The following is a 15,427-nucleotide window of genomic DNA, read 5'->3' on the forward strand; positions in this document are numbered from 1 at the left end:
TATGAAGCTATTTGTATTCAATGACTTAATTCCTAATCCTATTTCTAATCAGGAAATTAATGTTGCACTAAAAAATACTGTGATAGAATACAAAATTCTGAAAGAGAAATACCCGGACAATATCGATGGAATTATTTCCTGCGCACAATTAAGCAGCATTACTCTTAACCCAAATTTAACTTTAGCTGATGCTTTAGAATTAATAGATAATAAAGAAATCAAAGATTATTCATATAGCATCTTCACAAAACATCCAATAGAAAATTTTTTCGATATCGAATTTGTGTTAGCAGAAGGAAAAGACCATACTATTTCACTAGATGATACTAAAAGAGATGCTTTTTTTATTAAAATTGCTTCTAATGAAAATGGTATTTTATTCAGTTTAAATCTGCATACAGACCTAGCTAAGGATATACTTATTGTTAATTGTAGCGATTCCACAAATTTTTCTATTGATAATTTATATGGAATAGAGCCAAATACTGCTACTATAGAAAAAGTTATTAAAAAGGAAGAAATATCTAAGTTAGGTAATTTAGATAAACTAAAAAAAATACTTAATAACGCAACTACATCAAAAAAGTTTGACAATGCTTTTAATAAAACGTCTAAAGAAATTCAGGACTTAATTATAGAAAATTTTGAAACAGTAATAAACTATAAAACGAAAGGATTTAATATTCCAAAAACACTATTAAAAGATGTAACTCATAAAAGCGATACAATTAAGGAATTAAAAATGAGAGATCCTATCGCAAAAAGATTATATTTTGACGAGATTGATGGTGCATACTACTTAGCTTCGTTGGAGAATAAGCCTCTTAAAGATAGGCAAACAAAGGAACAAAGTTTACACATAAAAAACGCAGTTTCGATATTGAAAGAATTAAAGAAGTAAAAAATTAAACTAGATTATATATTATGCCTGAATATCAAAAAATAAAGATAGACAACCTCGAATACTTTATTATCGATGCAATACAGGATTTTAGAGCTGAAGATAGCTTCATTCATCGTTCCAATAAGCTAGCCCAATTTGACGGTAACGGAGAAAGCAAAAAGCACGTAGGCACATATAAGGGTGAACTTGGTCGAAAAATTTCTAATTTTTTTGATTATTCTACCTGGGGTTTGGAACATTTTGACAGTCATAAAAAACGCAAGACTTTAAACTCTGCAAGAGAAAGCGGTGCTATTATACAGGATTACACCTGTTTCTTTAGCAAAACAAATTTGCTTAAATATTTAGATGACGCTAAAGCGGAATATTATAATCAGGAACAAATTTACCATAATGACATTAGCGTTTATTTTGAAAAACGATATCAAGAAGTCCAAAATATTGATACAGAATACATTCCTTTTTCAATCTATGATGCTTCTGATAATTTATCACAACGTCAAAATAGAGGGTACATCAGATCGGATGACAGTATATGGAAACTGTGGAGAGAATTAATATTGCCAAAGATAAGTTATCTTTCAATTTTAAAATTAGTACCTGTTCTACCACAGGAGGGAAACAGTAAACCAATATTTTATTTTAGAATTTTATTAGATTATCAATTTCGAACCTTTGTACATCCAAGTGCTTTACAAATGATTGAGGAAATAGTTTTCGATATCCCCGAAATTGAAGAAATTAAAAAATCATATCGAATTGGACAGGAAAAATACAGAAGAGCTGTTATAGAATATATGCCACAGTGCCCTTTTTCAAAAATTACTGATGAAAGACTTTTAATTGCAAGTCATATAAAACCATATAGTGTCTGCATTAAAGAAAACAATCAGGAAGAGGCTTTAGATTACTTGAATGGCCTAGCTCTTTCACCAACATTTGACAGACTTTTTGACCAAGGTTATATAACGTTTTTAGACAGCGGAGAGTTAATATGTGGCACTCAGTTAAGTTCTTATACCTGGGATAAACTTAATATTAATCCAACTGCTAAAAATAAAATGCGGATTTATCCTGAAAATAGAGAGAGATACTTGGAATATCACCGGAAAAATGTATTTTTAGACGATATTAATGATTTAACTTAAAGATTAACAGCAACTTAACAAATAAAAGATTAAGAAATTCAGCGGAAGTGTTATTTAAATTATTATGACGGATAAACACACTCCGGAGCAGAGAAGGTTCAATATGCAACAAATAAAAGGTAAGAATACCAAACCTGAAATGTTGCTGAGAAAAATTCTTTTCTCCAAAGGTTATAGATATAGAATAAACAGTAAAAATTTACCGGGAAAACCTGACATTGTCCTTAAAAAATACAATACAGTAATTTTCGTAAATGGATGTTTTTGGCACGGACATAAAAACTGTAAATATTTTGTTATACCTAAAACTAGGACAGCGTTTTGGACTGCAAAAATTAATTCAAATATTAAAAGGGATCAAAATAATGTTGAGTCACTATTAAATCTTGGATGGAATGTCATTACGGTTTGGGAATGTGAATTAAAAAAAGATAAGATTGAGGAAACAATAGATAAACTGATTACGGAGCTAAAGAATAATATAGACATTTCTTGAAATTTCACTTTTGTCAAGATATAACTTCTTCGAATATAAGTAATCATCATCCTGAGAAAACTAGTCAGAAGTAAAATATTTTCCAATAACACTCTCTACAAGAAAATAGAGAAATTCCATTATCAATTCCGCTTCCTCCTTGGTGACAATCATACCTTCGCTTCTAAAATACTCAAGCACCTCCTCTATGGGTATTTTTTTTATTTCTTTTAATTGAGACATATATTTAGATGTTTAAGTTTAAATCCAAAAATAATAAATCCGAAAATTAACTTTCAACGAATTTTTGATGATATTTTTTGTAAATTTTTTATTAGTTTTTCGACAATCACTTTCATTTGAGTCACCTCTTCTTTTTTCAAATGTGTGATATGATGATGAAGAATCATATGGTAATCTAAATATGGGAAGAACTTAGTCCAGAATTCTTCAAACAGATAATTGTAATTTCTCAATTCAGGATTTGCAAACTCACATAGTCGCCACAAAGCATAATTGGATAAATAGTTCGGCATATAGTAAAGCTTTGCATAAATGTATGTCCTGCAAAATGAAAGAAAAAATAATGTGAAAAAGTATGGCAGACCTTGATAATTTCCTTTCTCATCTTCTGCTAATGCAAGAAACTGTTTAGAAAACTTCATTGTCGCCTCAAAGTAATAATCAAGATCGGAATAGTTCGGAGTATGTGGATATTCCCAATGAGGCTCCGGATGAAACGGATGAGATTGGTAAATTTTATTTTTGCTTTGAATAACATTTGCAAAGAAACTTTGATAAAAGTACAGATTCTTCTGAATCCAATATCGGTCGTGACTGATTAAAACAAAATCAGACAAAATTCTGTGCTGACTTTACCACTGATATTTTGCCACCAACAGAACACTGGCATGTAGAGCTGTCTAACAGCTCTTTTTTGCCTTCAATTTCAAAATCAGAAGTATTATCCCACTTAACAGGTGATGGAGAACAGAAAGACCTTAAAACCCTACACATTCCAAAAGGTTTAATATTACTGTTAGGTTGCTTGTCTTCCTCCGTTGCCTGTAGCTTATCTTCAATCTTCATAAAAGACTGACTGGTTACTGTGAGTGGGGCTGCTGAAGCTCCTTTATCACACTTTAGCTGAGTTGTATCCGTGATGTATTGTGGCATACTTTCATTTTTTTGAAGTTTTCTTTTTTAGTGCTACTCCAACAAGTTTTTTGATGTAACTATCTAGTTCCTTAGATTCATAAAAATCCATACAATACCAAAAGATGTAGTTAGCATTAGCATCTTCAAGATTTTCCAGAACTCCCCTTTTGTAATAATCTCCAGTAGTTTTATCTACGAAAGCATCTATAGCATTGAGATTATTGTAATCAGCTTTTTTAATCTGAAATATATAGGATGCTGAATAATCATGACTGACAAATGAAGGGTCAGCATTTTTGTAATTATTTGACAAACACTTATGTAAAGCATATTTTTTAAGAATTACATTTTCAGTTTGTGCTGTTATAATTGTACTAAAAAATACACATAAAGCTGCAATTATTATTTTGGCCTCATTTACTCTTCTTTCCATTAACAATTTCTTTAATATAACTATCTAATGCTTTTGATTCATAAAAATTAAAGCAATCTGCTGTTATTGTATTACTTGTACCAGTTTCAGAATGGTAAGATGACTCAATATTTGCTAAATCTTTTGTTTGTTTTTCAGTGAACTTTCTGATTTTGGCACTTTCTGTGTCAGAAATTTCACCTAAATCAAGAAATAGATTTTCAGATTTATCACTTAGTTGAAACTTACTATCCAAATAGGTAGTATCTGTCTTGTTATTATTTATATATATACAATTGCAATAAGCATATTTTTTCATATACCTAACCTTATTTTCTTTTGTCTGACTGTAAATGATGTTACTTAAAAAAAACAAACTAGCAACTATTAATTGACTCACTTTAACTCCCATATTCTTATTCTATTTGTTTGTACAAAATCTAACTCATCATTTCTATTTTTTGTTGGATAAAGCATATGAAAATAATACTTTGAACTTTTAGGGTCATCATGTTCTGCCCCACCTGGATATATTAAATGGCTACCATCCCAAAGTGTAAAATGCCCAGAAGCATCGGTCCATCCTGAGACATCAAATGTTATTATACCTTTAATAGCATATACCTTTAACCAGTCAGCTTGTGAAATCTTCTTTTTACTACTCCACAATTGTGTCCATTCTGATTGTGAAAGATTTTTTTTATTTTTAAAATTGGCTGGCATTTCAATTTTATCTAATTTTATATCAATCTCTGGTTTCCCAAGATGTTCAGATAAATACGGAGCTAATTCACGTACTCTATACCAGTAATTCAACTTGTCATCTCCTATGTGAACACCTCCTTTTGAACCTTTTGCCCTATACTTTGTATTATTATAGGGTAACTTATATCCACTATAATTTAGTCCTTTACTCATTCTGAATGCACAGGTATTTTCCCATGCTCTATTTTGTTTCAACATACTAAGTAAACCATTTCCAATATCTGTAATATAATGTATTTACATCCACAGAAGTATTAGGATAATTTTTAAGCATATCTCGCCAGCTTGGTCTTAAAACCTGAACAGGTCTTGTCTGTTGATTTCCACTTGTTGCAACGATACCTCTTCGTTGTTCTAACAATATAGGTAAACGGTTAATGATATTCATATTAATGTGTTTTTTATATAGTTTCTATCTCTTCATCTTTCATCAGTTCAAGAGTATAAGGTTTTAATGGTTCTTTAAAAACCACTATTCCATCTCTATCAACTACTCCTGATAACGTCAACTCAGTAAGACCTTCAGCCAAAGGTTCTCCATCATCAGACTTTATAGTAACATCAATGCTTTCCCCCTCTTCATAGTTTCTTGTTTGAACAATAAGATTCATATCTACAAAAAACTTGGAATCATCCATCAACGAAGCATTTTCTTCTTCGTAAGCCCAGTACATCGAGGCTATTTGTTTTTCTCTTGTATATTCAAAATCTCCATTCTGAGGAAGTTTATTCATTTGAGGGGCTTTATACTCAATCTTTTCTTTAGCCGTAAGCAATGAATTAGCACCATAAACATGCATTCTCTCTTTTGCTCCGAACTCTGTCTGCCCATCTGTATAACCAATTAACTTTTCCTTACCATAAAGGTCTAGGTGAGCTTTTGCTGATATTTCAGTATTGGTTCCTGCATTTATTGCAGTTTTCTTACCACTGTCTTGTGTGATTTCTTGTTTCGCGATAACTCTTATGTTCTGCCCAACATTTGTATCCATGTTCTTACCTACATGGGTTTCGATATTTTCTTCAATATCAAACTTTAGATTCTTTGATTTTATAGTTATGGTCTCAGGAGCCGTAATATTAATATTGCTTCCTTCAGTATCAAACCTCAACTCATTCCCACTCTTATCTGTTAAAAGAATACTCTCATCCTCTGTAAACACTAGTCTATGTCCGCTTCTAGTCTGTAGAGACTTCACACGATTATCCATACCGCCTCCCAAACCTATACCACCATGAAACATTCCCCCCATTGCGAAAGGAAAATCTGGATTATGGTATTCAAAACCTACCATTACTTGGTCTCCTATCTCTGGAACTGCAACGAAACCCCTATTTTGATTTATAACATCTGTACCTCCAGCATCAGGACTCATCATTCGAATAAAATGAGTATTATCATTTACTTGCCAATCGAACCTGACTTGGATTCTACCCTGGTTTAAAGGGTCAACATTAGAAATCACCGTAGCTATCTGTGGTTCAGCTTTTGGTATTTCATAATCTGGTTTAGGCATATAACCTGTACCTTCTGCAATAGCCTCAAAACTTCCCGAATAAAATCCTCTTCCATCAACTTCATGGTTTACTTCTGTCATCATTAATGTGGTGAAGTGTGAGGTTTGATTACTACTTTGATTTCTCATATCAATATCTGCTACACATCCTACGTAAAGAAAAGGAACTGTAGTATTTCCAGAAACAGTAAATACTTCTACTGCTTTACTTCCCCTAGCACTTTTTTGAGAATCATCTACATCCATAAACATATTAGCGTTGATAGGGGTTGGTGTAAGCGACCTTGTTTTGAAAATAGATTCGTTCAGCTTGTATGCTTTTTGAGATAAGTCTCCAACATGTTTAATTTCATTATCTGAGCCTAACATTTTAGAGTTGTTACTACTATTATATCCGAAGTATTCAGGCTTTGTATGAACCGCTTTTAACTCTACTTGTATATCTGTAACGTTACTTCCATAAACAAGCTTAATAGCCTTTTTTGTTTGAGGAAGCTTTCCAAAATGTAAGATATCCCCTTCATAATAAAATTGTTCACCATAAGCTTCTGCTAACCGTGCAAGATAATTATAATGTGTTTCACAGTACTGCGTGCTATAATTTATATAACTTTTATTCTGTGTATCAATTCTGACATCAAAATCATCATTACCTAGTGTCTCCTTAATAATCTTACTGGCAATGATTGAAGTATTTACAGGCTGAGCTCCTCCAAAACTTTGAGTGTGTGGAGCAGAATCCATTAAAATAGTAGGACTATGACCTTTAAGAACAATGTTACCCAAACTCATCTTTTCCTGGCTGAATGCGACCTTTGTAACGAGTCCGACAAATGTCATTTCTGGACTTTCCATATCAACTTCTTTGTATTTAAATACAACAGTTATACGTTTTCCTAAAAACTGTTGAGCCTGCTCTAAATTGTGATTCTGAACCTCCTCAAGAGAGTCATGTGCTAATATCAATTCAAAGCTATGATGTGTTTTAGCACTCTCATTCAAGCGAAAATACTTAAAGCTATTTATCAGTAAACCATTAACTACAATATCGAGTTTAACAGTACGGTTAATGCCTATTATTTGATTCCGTAAAATCTTCTCAGAGTTGGAGATATCTTTGTTCATAATTGTGCTTTTTTGAATTTCATATCACCGAAGATAGATAAAAAAAACCATGCCAAATGACACATTTCTAATGAATTAATAACAATTGTAGTAGAACTACGATTCATGAAAGTTTTTAAATTAATTTAAAGATATCCACAGTTCCAGCATTATACAAATCATTTAAAATCCTAGACTTTTAAAAATCTTAGCTGTTAATTTCGCTTTTTCAGCATCTGTTTTATTTATATATGTAAGGAGCTGTCTTTCTGTTTTGTGTCCTGTAAAATTCAGCAAGTAAGTAATAGAAATTTTTTCATAAAAGTTTGTAGTAAAGCTTTTTCTTCCAATGTGAGAAGTTACAAGTTGATACTTTGGATAGTTGCCAAACACTTTTCTTGTGATTCTTGGTAACCCCTCTCTTTCGATTGTTATTACCTTTCCATTGTACAACACTTCATCTATACCAGCCAGTTCACAAACATCTTTAATATGAATGTTCCATTTTTTGAGAAGTACTTAGGCATAACAATTGGAGAGCTTAATTACGGCATTTATGATAAGACAACAGTGAGTAAATTGTTAACTCCTTAAACTTTTTAAAATGAATAAGATTAGACTTTTCCTTATTTCAGTATTTTTTTTATTTAACACTCTTGTTTCATGTCAAAATATTAAAAATCAACATTTTATTAGTGATGCAGATAAAGTAATTATTTCAACTGTATATTTCAAAGATAAGACAACAGAACCTCAATTGTTAAAAAAAGATCGTGCTTCCAAATTGTATTATCCTACTGAAGCTAATATAAAAGAAAGTATTACAAAAACAGGCTTTGCCAATTTAAACAAGGAAGAAAGTAAAAAATTAATATCATTATTGGAGGAACCAAGTCTAGGTCACGCTTTGCCATATCAATATGATATACAAATTGATTTCTATAAAAAAATAAGATTGTTCAAACTGCTACCATTTCTTCTGAGACAAAAAATTTAGTCGTAAAAAAAATTGGATGCAAACCCCACAGTTATGAAAATGGGCAAGAAGATGACAATTGTTTCTTTAGAGGGATGGTTTCGCAAAGCTTAAAAAAATATATCGTTAGTTTATTAAAAAGCAAAAAGCTTTGGAATAATGAACAACAATTTATGGAAGACTATAAATAAATATAACATGCCCCAACACATTACAGATACTACCCAGCTAAAATGTGATAAAGGAGCTTCACCAACTCCGCTCACAGTAACTAGTCAATCCTTTATGAGTATTGATGGAAAGCCACACTTGCAACTTCATTTTTTATTACAACTAAATTATTTTACTTGGCGATGCACCAAACTGTTTTTTAAAAGCAAATGAAAAGTGAGAAAGGTCTTCAAAACCAAGATCCAGATAAATATCGGAAGCCATCTTCCCTTTTTCTAAAATTAAATAATGCGCCTCCTGCAATCTTTTTCTGAGCAACCATTTTCCGGGTGTAATGCCGAATATCTTTTCAAAATCACGTTTGAATGTTGCCAAACTTCTTCCCGTTAAATAAGCAAACCGATCTAAATTAACATTAAAATGAAAGTTTTTATTCATAAATGCTTCAATATCAATTTTACCGGGTTCATTAAAATCAAACAAAATATTTTTCAAATCGGGATCTTCCTGAAGCAATAAAATCAACGCTTCTTTTATTTTTAGATCAACCAAACGAGGATCCGAAAGCTTTCCAGAATTTTGATATATTAATAATGAGTGCATATAATTTTGAAGTTCCGAACTTTCATGCAACAGCCACAAGGGTTTATGATGCTCTTTTTTTTCGGAGATCAAATTATATTCAACACTAAAATCCTTTAACGTTTGTTGATCGAGATAAATGGACAAAGACTGAAATTCGCCATTCGGAGGTGGTTGTTTAATAAATTTCAACAACTGATTTCTTCTCAAAAAACGGATAGAACCATCTTTTGCTGAATAATCATGAAAACCGTCATTCAAAACCAAGTCTCCGGCAATCTGATAACTCAGCACATGATCCGACACAAAATGCTCTCCCTGCCGGCTCAGTTGCGTATAACAGGAATAAACGATATTGCCAAAATCTTCTCTTTTAGATTTCATTTCATACAAAAATAAGAAAATGAGACTGCATTTTTCACAGTCTCATTCATTAAGAGCCTGTTTAAAATTTTACCGTTTTATTTATTATCCTTAATGAAGTTGATCTTTGCTCAATTTTGATGCTCTTCTGAGCGTATTTTTCACTTCCTATTTTTGATTTAGCCCGCTAAATCTGCAAACACGAAGCAAAAAATCCATCTCAAAATAGCTATAAAAATTTTTGGCAATAAAATTTAAACAGCCTCTAAAATTATTTCAAACTAATTCCTTTGTGAGCCAAATATTGCTTACCATATTCAGTTTCAAACATATTTACGGCTTCATCATGATCGGTAGAAATCGTTACATCCATCCATTTTTCAAACTCTTCCTTTCTTTTTTCATCAGCAGCACGAAGAATAGAAGCCGCTTCGCTTCCCAACACAAGATGCAAAGGCGGGTTTTCAGCTTCAACAACATCAATCATTACTTTCGCTGCTTTTGCAGGATCTCCCATCGGTAAAAATTTCCCTGAAGTTAAATGTTCTTTAATTCCGCCCACGGTTGTCTCGTATCCTTCAACATCTTTGGCGAAACTCATTGAAGAACCTGCCCATTCTGTGCGGAAACCACCGGGTTCAATGCACGTCACTTCAATTCCGAGAGGCGCAATTTCTTTACTTAATGATTCCGAAAATCCTGAAAGACCGAATTTTGCAGCCTGATAAATCGAAAGCCCCGCATTCCCTACTCTACCGCCAACAGAACTGATCTGTAAAATATTTCCCGAACGTTGTTTTCTCATATAAGGTAAAACCGCTCTCGTTACTTCAATCGGCGCATATAAATTAACTTCCAGCTGATTTCTGACCTGCTCATTGGTAAAAGCTTCTGCCGCTCCTGTAATTCCGAAACCTGCGTTATTCACCAATACATCAATTCTTCCAAAATAATCCACCGCTTTTTCTACTGTTGAATAAATCTGTTCTTTGTTCTGAACATCTAATTCCAATGCGAGAGTCTGTTCCGGATATTTTTCAACCAAATCATTTAACTGTTGAGGATTTCTAGCGGTTGCCACCACGTTATCTCCTTTTGCTAAAACTGCTTCAACAAGATTTTTACCTAAACCTTTTGAACTTCCTGTGATAAACCAAACTTTTTTCATTTTCTTTATTATTGAATTTTGTTGATACAAATTTCCGTTAATTCCTATCCTCTTAAGTTTGTTAAAAAGCTCAACTTTACTTTGTTTAAAAAGTCAATTTTACTCAATCTGTATTTTTATGTGTCTGCAGGTTTTAGTTTAAATAAATTTTAAAATGAGTTAAACTGAAACCATAGCATTACATGTTAAAATATAAACCACTGAAAACTAAAATAATAACCTCCATTATCATAAAATACATACCTACGCGCCACAAAAAAGAGTAAAAAAATGTTTTATCGTAAAGAATTTTATATATTTGCACCATCTAACAATTAAAAAAATAATTTACTATGTCAGACATTGCATCAAGAGTAAAAGCTATCATCGCTGATAAGCTTGACGTTGAAGAAACAGAAGTAACTCCAGAAGCTAGCTTCACTAACGATTTAGGAGCAGATTCTTTGGATACAGTTGAACTTATCATGGAATTCGAAAAAGAATTTAACATTCAAATCCCTGATGATCAAGCTGAAAAAATTACTACTGTAGGACACGCTATCGCTTATATCGAAGAAGTAGTAAATAAATAATATTCTTCAACAAAAAAGAAATTAAAGAAAGTTTATGGAATTAAAAAGAGTAGTTGTAACCGGTTTTGGAGCAATAACACCGATTGGAAATAATGCAAAAGAATACTGGGAAAATCTTCTAAAAGGTGAGAGCGGTGCTGCTCCGATTACTCTTTTTGATGCCACAAACTTTAAAACGAAATTCGCTTGCGAGGTGAAAGGTTTCAATCCATTAGACCATTTCGATAAGAAAGAGGCTAAAAAAATGGATAGAAACACACAACTTGGGTTGGTAGCTGCTAAGGAAGCGGTATCCCACTCAAGGATTATTGAAGACAATGTAGATAAAAACAGAGTTGGCGTAATCTGGGGTTCCGGAATCGGAGGTTTAGAGACTTTTGAAACTGAAGTTTTAGGTTGGGCTCAGACGGATATTCCGAGATTTAACCCTTTCTTTATCCCTAAAATGATTGCGGATATTACTCCGGGGCATATCTCAATCGAATATGGATTCCATGGACCGAATTACACAACTGTTTCTGCATGTGCATCTTCAGCAAATGCTATAATTGACTCCAAAATGCTGATCCAGTTAGGAAAAGCGGACGTCATTGTTTGCGGAGGCTCTGAGGCAGCCGTTACAGCAAGTGGTGTCGGTGGATTCAATGCAATGATGGCACTTTCTACAAGAAATGATGATCCTACAACAGCATCCAGACCATTTGATAAAGACAGAGACGGCTTTGTACTGGGTGAAGGAGCAGGATGCATTATCCTTGAAGAATATGAGCACGCGGTAAAACGTGGGGCTACAATCTATGCAGAATTAAAAGGTGGCGGTATGAGTGCAGATGCACATCACATGACAGCGCCTCATCCTGAAGGTTTAGGAGCTTACTTGGTAATGAAAAATTGCCTGGAAGATGCAGGATTAACTGCTGATGAAGTAGATCACATCAATATGCATGGTACGTCTACTCCATTAGGAGATATTGCAGAATCTAACGCGATTTCAAAATTATTAGGAGAGCACGCTTTCGACATTCAGATCAATTCTACAAAATCAATGACAGGTCACCTTTTGGGTGCAGCCGGAGTGATTGAAGCTATTGCTGCGTTGGGAACTATTATTCATGGTATTGTTCCTCCTACCATCAACCATTTTACTGATGATGAAAATATCGACAGCAGACTGAACTTTACGTTCAATGATGCTGTGAAGAAAGATGTAAAAGTAGCCATGAGTAATACTTTTGGGTTTGGTGGACATAACGCTTGCGTTCTATTTAAGAAAATCTAAATTTACTGAATGGAGTTACAGAAATACTTTTCTAAATTCCTTCTCAAAAAAAGAAAAAGACAGCTTACAGAGAGAGACTACAACCTGAGTATGGCATTAAATAAAATGCTGGGAACTGAGGTGCAGAATGTTGCTCTTTACCGCGAAGCTTTTTCTTTAAAAAATTCTTCTAAAAATCAGGATAACAGTAATTACGAAAGGCTTGAATTTTTAGGAGATTCTGTTTTGGGTACAATTATCTCTTGTCATTTGTTCCAGACTTATCCTCAGGCTAATGAAGGATATCTGACGCAGATGAAATCTAAGATTGTTAATAGGAAAAATCTTAATAAATTAGGAGAAGATCTCAAGTTGACAGATCTGTTACAAAAACAGGCTTCTGCAGCACTGGGTGAAAACATCTCCGGAAATTTATTTGAGGCACTCATTGGCGCCGTGTATTTAGACTTCCACTATGATACCTGCAAAAAGATCATTTTGGAACGATTGCTTACGCCAACTGAGATTAATAAGCTTGAAAACAAAATTGTCAGCTATAAAGGGCTTCTCCTCGAATGGAGCCAGAAAAAAAAGCTGAATATAAAGTATGAAACTTGTGAGGAAATCCAGGTGAACAAAGCAATAACATTCAGATGCCATGTATGGCTGGGAGCTGAAAAAATTGCCAACGCCACCGAGACTTCCAAGAAAAAGGCAGAGGAAAAGGCAGCACAGAGGGCATTTTATATTTTAAACAAAAAAGAAAACATACTTGGAAATTCAAAAACTTTATGACCTGGATGATATAGAATTTGAAGATATTGCCATAGGATTGGTAAGATTAGCAAAACATATACCCGATCATGAGTTTTTCTATAAAATAAATCAAAACAACGACCTCAAATTTTTCAGAAAACAAGACATTGTTTTTCATGGGGTGTTTTATGACTACTATTTTTCAAGATTCGAGGCCTACCACAAGTTTACAAAGACCTGTTTTACTTTCATTTCAAATAAATCTACGGAAAGTAAGCAAAAAAAACTACAGACTGAGCTATTCTCAGGAGAAGATAACATTAAATTTTTATTAAATAATCAGGTAGATGTGCAATATATTTTGCATAGTTCGGAACAGTTTCCTGATTTTTCCGTAATTTTGCTCCCTGAAAATCTTGTGTTTCCAATTCAAGATTATACATTAGGTTCTGAAGAGGAACTTTATCAAATTATCCAGTATTATGAATAAGTATTTAAAGAAGACAAAAATTATCGCGACACTTGGACCGGCGTCATCGTCGAAGGAAGTAATGTTAGGGCTAATGAAAGCAGGTGTTGACATTTTCAGAATCAATTTTTCACATGCAGATTACGACTTAGTTCGATCAAATATTGAAATAATCAGAGAACTTAATAAGGAATATGGTTATTCAGTGGGTATTTTGGGAGACCTACAAGGGCCGAAACTAAGAGTGGGGGTTGTAAAAGAAGGTTCTTACCTGAATCCGGGTGACATCCTTACTTTTACCAATGAAAAAATAGAAGGGGATTCTACAAAAGTGTATATGACTTATCAACAGTTTCCTCAAGATGTAAAAGCTGGTGAAAGAATTCTTATCGACGACGGAAAATTAATGTTGGAAGTTATCGAGACCAATAGTATAGATACTGTAAAAGCAAAGACAATTCAAGGGGGACCATTAAGTTCTAAAAAAGGGGTAAACCTTCCTAATACAAACGTTTCTCTTCCTGCTTTAACAGAAAAAGATATTCAGGATGCCAATTTCATGCTAGACATGGAGGTTGATTGGATCGCACTTTCTTTCGTTCGTCATGCTCAGGATATTATCGATTTAAAAGAGTTGATCAATGCTCATCCAAACGGAAAATTCAAAACTCCGATTATCGCGAAAATTGAAAAGCCGGAAGGGGTAAAAAATATCGACGAGATCCTAATGGAATGTGATGGATTAATGGTTGCTCGTGGTGATCTAGGTGTGGAAGTTCCGATGGAAGAAGTTCCTGCTATCCAAAAAACATTGGTAGAGAAGGCGAGATATTATTCTAAACCGGTAATTATCGCTACTCAGATGATGGAAACAATGATCAACAGCTTAACGCCTACAAGAGCGGAAGTGAATGACGTTGCCAACTCTGTATTGGATGGTGCTGATGCGGTAATGCTTTCAGGAGAAACTTCTGTAGGTAGATACCCAGTTCAGGTGGTAGAAAACATGGCTAAAATTGTGAAAAACATCGAGATGACCCATTTTTACCAACACAAAAACGAACCAATTGAAAAAGACTTCGACTGTATTGATGAGAGATTCATCACCAACAGAGTATGTCTTGCTGCGGTAAGAATCGCTAAAACAACTAATGTTTCTGCTATCGTTACTTTAACGAGTTCTGGTTATACTGCATTCCAGTTGTCAGCTCACAGACCAGATTCTCACATCATTGTTTACAGCGGTAACAAAAGAGTGATCAACATGTTGAACCTTCTTTGGGGTGTTCACGCATACTATTATGATATGAACAAATCTACTGACGAAACAATTATCCAGGTTAATATGTTAACACACAACTACGGATTTATCGAGTCCGGAGACTTTGTCATCAACATCAATGCTACTCCGTCTTACGAAGGTGGAAAAACAAATACCTTGAGATTGACTACGGTTTAATTTGATCATTAAAATTCAACCTCAACATATCAAAAACTCCCGAAGCTTCGGGAGTTTTTTAGGTATAGGTGTTTCGCTTTTTTTGCCACGAATGCACGAATATTTTATGTCTCACAGATTTTCATAGATGATGCTGTTTTTTGTAGGTGGTGCACAAGAGCGCAAGGATT

The 15,427-nt window shown here is 33.6% G+C and carries 19 protein-coding genes; 9 read left to right on the forward strand and 10 right to left on the reverse strand.

Going from position 1 to position 15,427, the window contains the following annotated elements:
- Position 1 precedes the first annotated feature (1 nt).
- The 3 genes from VUJ46_RS12305 to VUJ46_RS12315 all read left to right on the forward strand — a co-directional run bounded on the left by VUJ46_RS12305 (position 2) and on the right by VUJ46_RS12315 (position 2,548).
- Positions 2-901 carry a hypothetical protein gene (locus tag VUJ46_RS12305; RefSeq protein ID WP_326981059.1) on the forward strand — a complete coding sequence of 300 codons (900 nt, stop codon included), beginning with the start codon at positions 2-4 and terminating at the stop codon, positions 899-901.
- Between the two features lie 23 nt (positions 902-924).
- Positions 925-2,052 (forward strand): HNH endonuclease, encoded by a 1,128-nt coding sequence (locus VUJ46_RS12310; protein ID WP_326981060.1) that lies wholly within the window; start codon positions 925-927, stop codon positions 2,050-2,052.
- Between the two features lie 64 nt (positions 2,053-2,116).
- Positions 2,117-2,548, forward strand: a complete 432-nt coding sequence (locus tag VUJ46_RS12315; protein WP_326981061.1) for a very short patch repair endonuclease — start codon at positions 2,117-2,119, stop codon at positions 2,546-2,548.
- A gap of 60 nt (positions 2,549-2,608) precedes the next feature.
- Here the strand turns inward: VUJ46_RS12315 and VUJ46_RS12320 are convergent, their stop codons facing one another.
- From VUJ46_RS12320 to VUJ46_RS12355, 8 genes are all read right to left on the reverse strand, one after another.
- Complete coding sequence (locus VUJ46_RS12320; RefSeq protein WP_326981062.1) at positions 2,609-2,770, reverse strand: hypothetical protein; 162 nt, start codon at positions 2,768-2,770, stop codon at positions 2,609-2,611.
- A 53-nt stretch (positions 2,771-2,823) separates the two neighbouring features.
- Complete coding sequence (locus tag VUJ46_RS12325; RefSeq protein ID WP_326981063.1) at positions 2,824-3,387, reverse strand: hypothetical protein; 564 nt, start codon at positions 3,385-3,387, stop codon at positions 2,824-2,826.
- Complete coding sequence (locus VUJ46_RS12330) at positions 3,380-3,703, reverse strand: DUF4280 domain-containing protein (RefSeq protein ID WP_326981064.1); 324 nt, start codon at positions 3,701-3,703, stop codon at positions 3,380-3,382. The genes VUJ46_RS12325 and VUJ46_RS12330 overlap by 8 nt, the downstream gene beginning before the upstream one ends.
- A 4-nt stretch (positions 3,704-3,707) precedes the next feature.
- On the reverse strand, positions 3,708-4,118 hold the full coding sequence (locus VUJ46_RS12335; protein WP_326981065.1) for a hypothetical protein: 411 nt from the start codon (positions 4,116-4,118) through the stop codon (positions 3,708-3,710).
- Positions 4,099-4,416, reverse strand: a complete 318-nt coding sequence (locus VUJ46_RS12340) for a hypothetical protein (protein WP_326981066.1) — start codon at positions 4,414-4,416, stop codon at positions 4,099-4,101. The genes VUJ46_RS12335 and VUJ46_RS12340 overlap by 20 nt, the downstream gene beginning before the upstream one ends.
- Positions 4,417-4,493: 77 nt before the next feature.
- Entirely contained in the window at positions 4,494-5,060 is a 567-nt protein-coding gene (locus VUJ46_RS12345; RefSeq protein ID WP_326981067.1) for a T6SS effector amidase Tae4 family protein, read from the reverse strand.
- A gap of 1 nt (position 5,061) precedes the next feature.
- On the reverse strand, positions 5,062-5,250 hold the full coding sequence (locus VUJ46_RS12350) for a hypothetical protein (protein WP_326981068.1): 189 nt from the start codon (positions 5,248-5,250) through the stop codon (positions 5,062-5,064).
- A gap of 13 nt (positions 5,251-5,263) precedes the next feature.
- On the reverse strand, positions 5,264-7,504 hold the full coding sequence (locus VUJ46_RS12355; RefSeq protein ID WP_326981069.1) for a type VI secretion system Vgr family protein: 2,241 nt from the start codon (positions 7,502-7,504) through the stop codon (positions 5,264-5,266).
- Positions 7,505-8,087: 583 nt separating this feature from the next.
- Between VUJ46_RS12355 and VUJ46_RS12360 the strand changes: the two genes are divergently transcribed.
- Positions 8,088-8,480, forward strand: a complete 393-nt coding sequence (locus tag VUJ46_RS12360; RefSeq protein ID WP_326981070.1) for a hypothetical protein — start codon at positions 8,088-8,090, stop codon at positions 8,478-8,480.
- Between the two features lie 312 nt (positions 8,481-8,792).
- Here VUJ46_RS12360 and VUJ46_RS12365 read toward each other — a convergent pair whose 3' ends face one another.
- Together VUJ46_RS12365 and VUJ46_RS12370 are read right to left on the reverse strand one after the other, a co-directional pair.
- Entirely contained in the window at positions 8,793-9,596 is an 804-nt protein-coding gene (locus VUJ46_RS12365) for a helix-turn-helix domain-containing protein (protein WP_326981071.1), read from the reverse strand.
- A gap of 250 nt (positions 9,597-9,846) precedes the next feature.
- A complete protein-coding gene (locus VUJ46_RS12370; protein WP_326981072.1) occupies positions 9,847-10,743 on the reverse strand; it encodes an oxidoreductase in 897 nt (298 codons plus the stop codon).
- A gap of 332 nt (positions 10,744-11,075) precedes the next feature.
- Here VUJ46_RS12370 and VUJ46_RS12375 point away from each other — a divergent pair, with 332 nt between their 5' ends.
- From VUJ46_RS12375 to pyk, 5 genes are read left to right on the forward strand one after another with little or no spacing between them, the layout of a single operon-like run.
- The gene (locus VUJ46_RS12375) at positions 11,076-11,315 is read left to right on the forward strand and encodes an acyl carrier protein (protein WP_002976354.1); all 240 of its coding nucleotides are present in this window, start codon (positions 11,076-11,078) and stop codon (positions 11,313-11,315) included.
- A gap of 34 nt (positions 11,316-11,349) precedes the next feature.
- A complete protein-coding gene (gene fabF, locus VUJ46_RS12380; RefSeq protein WP_326981073.1) occupies positions 11,350-12,594 on the forward strand; it encodes a beta-ketoacyl-ACP synthase II in 1,245 nt (414 codons plus the stop codon).
- Between the two features lie 9 nt (positions 12,595-12,603).
- Positions 12,604-13,368, forward strand: a complete 765-nt coding sequence (gene rnc / locus VUJ46_RS12385) for a ribonuclease III (protein ID WP_326981074.1) — start codon at positions 12,604-12,606, stop codon at positions 13,366-13,368.
- A complete protein-coding gene (locus VUJ46_RS12390) occupies positions 13,346-13,819 on the forward strand; it encodes an IPExxxVDY family protein (RefSeq protein ID WP_326981075.1) in 474 nt (157 codons plus the stop codon). Before rnc ends, VUJ46_RS12390 begins: the two co-directional genes overlap by 23 nt.
- Positions 13,812-15,257 carry a pyruvate kinase gene (pyk, locus tag VUJ46_RS12395; RefSeq protein WP_326981076.1) on the forward strand — a complete coding sequence of 482 codons (1,446 nt, stop codon included), beginning with the start codon at positions 13,812-13,814 and terminating at the stop codon, positions 15,255-15,257. The genes VUJ46_RS12390 and pyk overlap by 8 nt, the downstream gene beginning before the upstream one ends.
- Positions 15,258-15,427: the final 170 nt, after the last annotated feature.

It is taken from the genome of Chryseobacterium sp. MYb264 (assembly GCF_035974275.1).
Classification (GTDB): domain Bacteria; phylum Bacteroidota; class Bacteroidia; order Flavobacteriales; family Weeksellaceae; genus Chryseobacterium.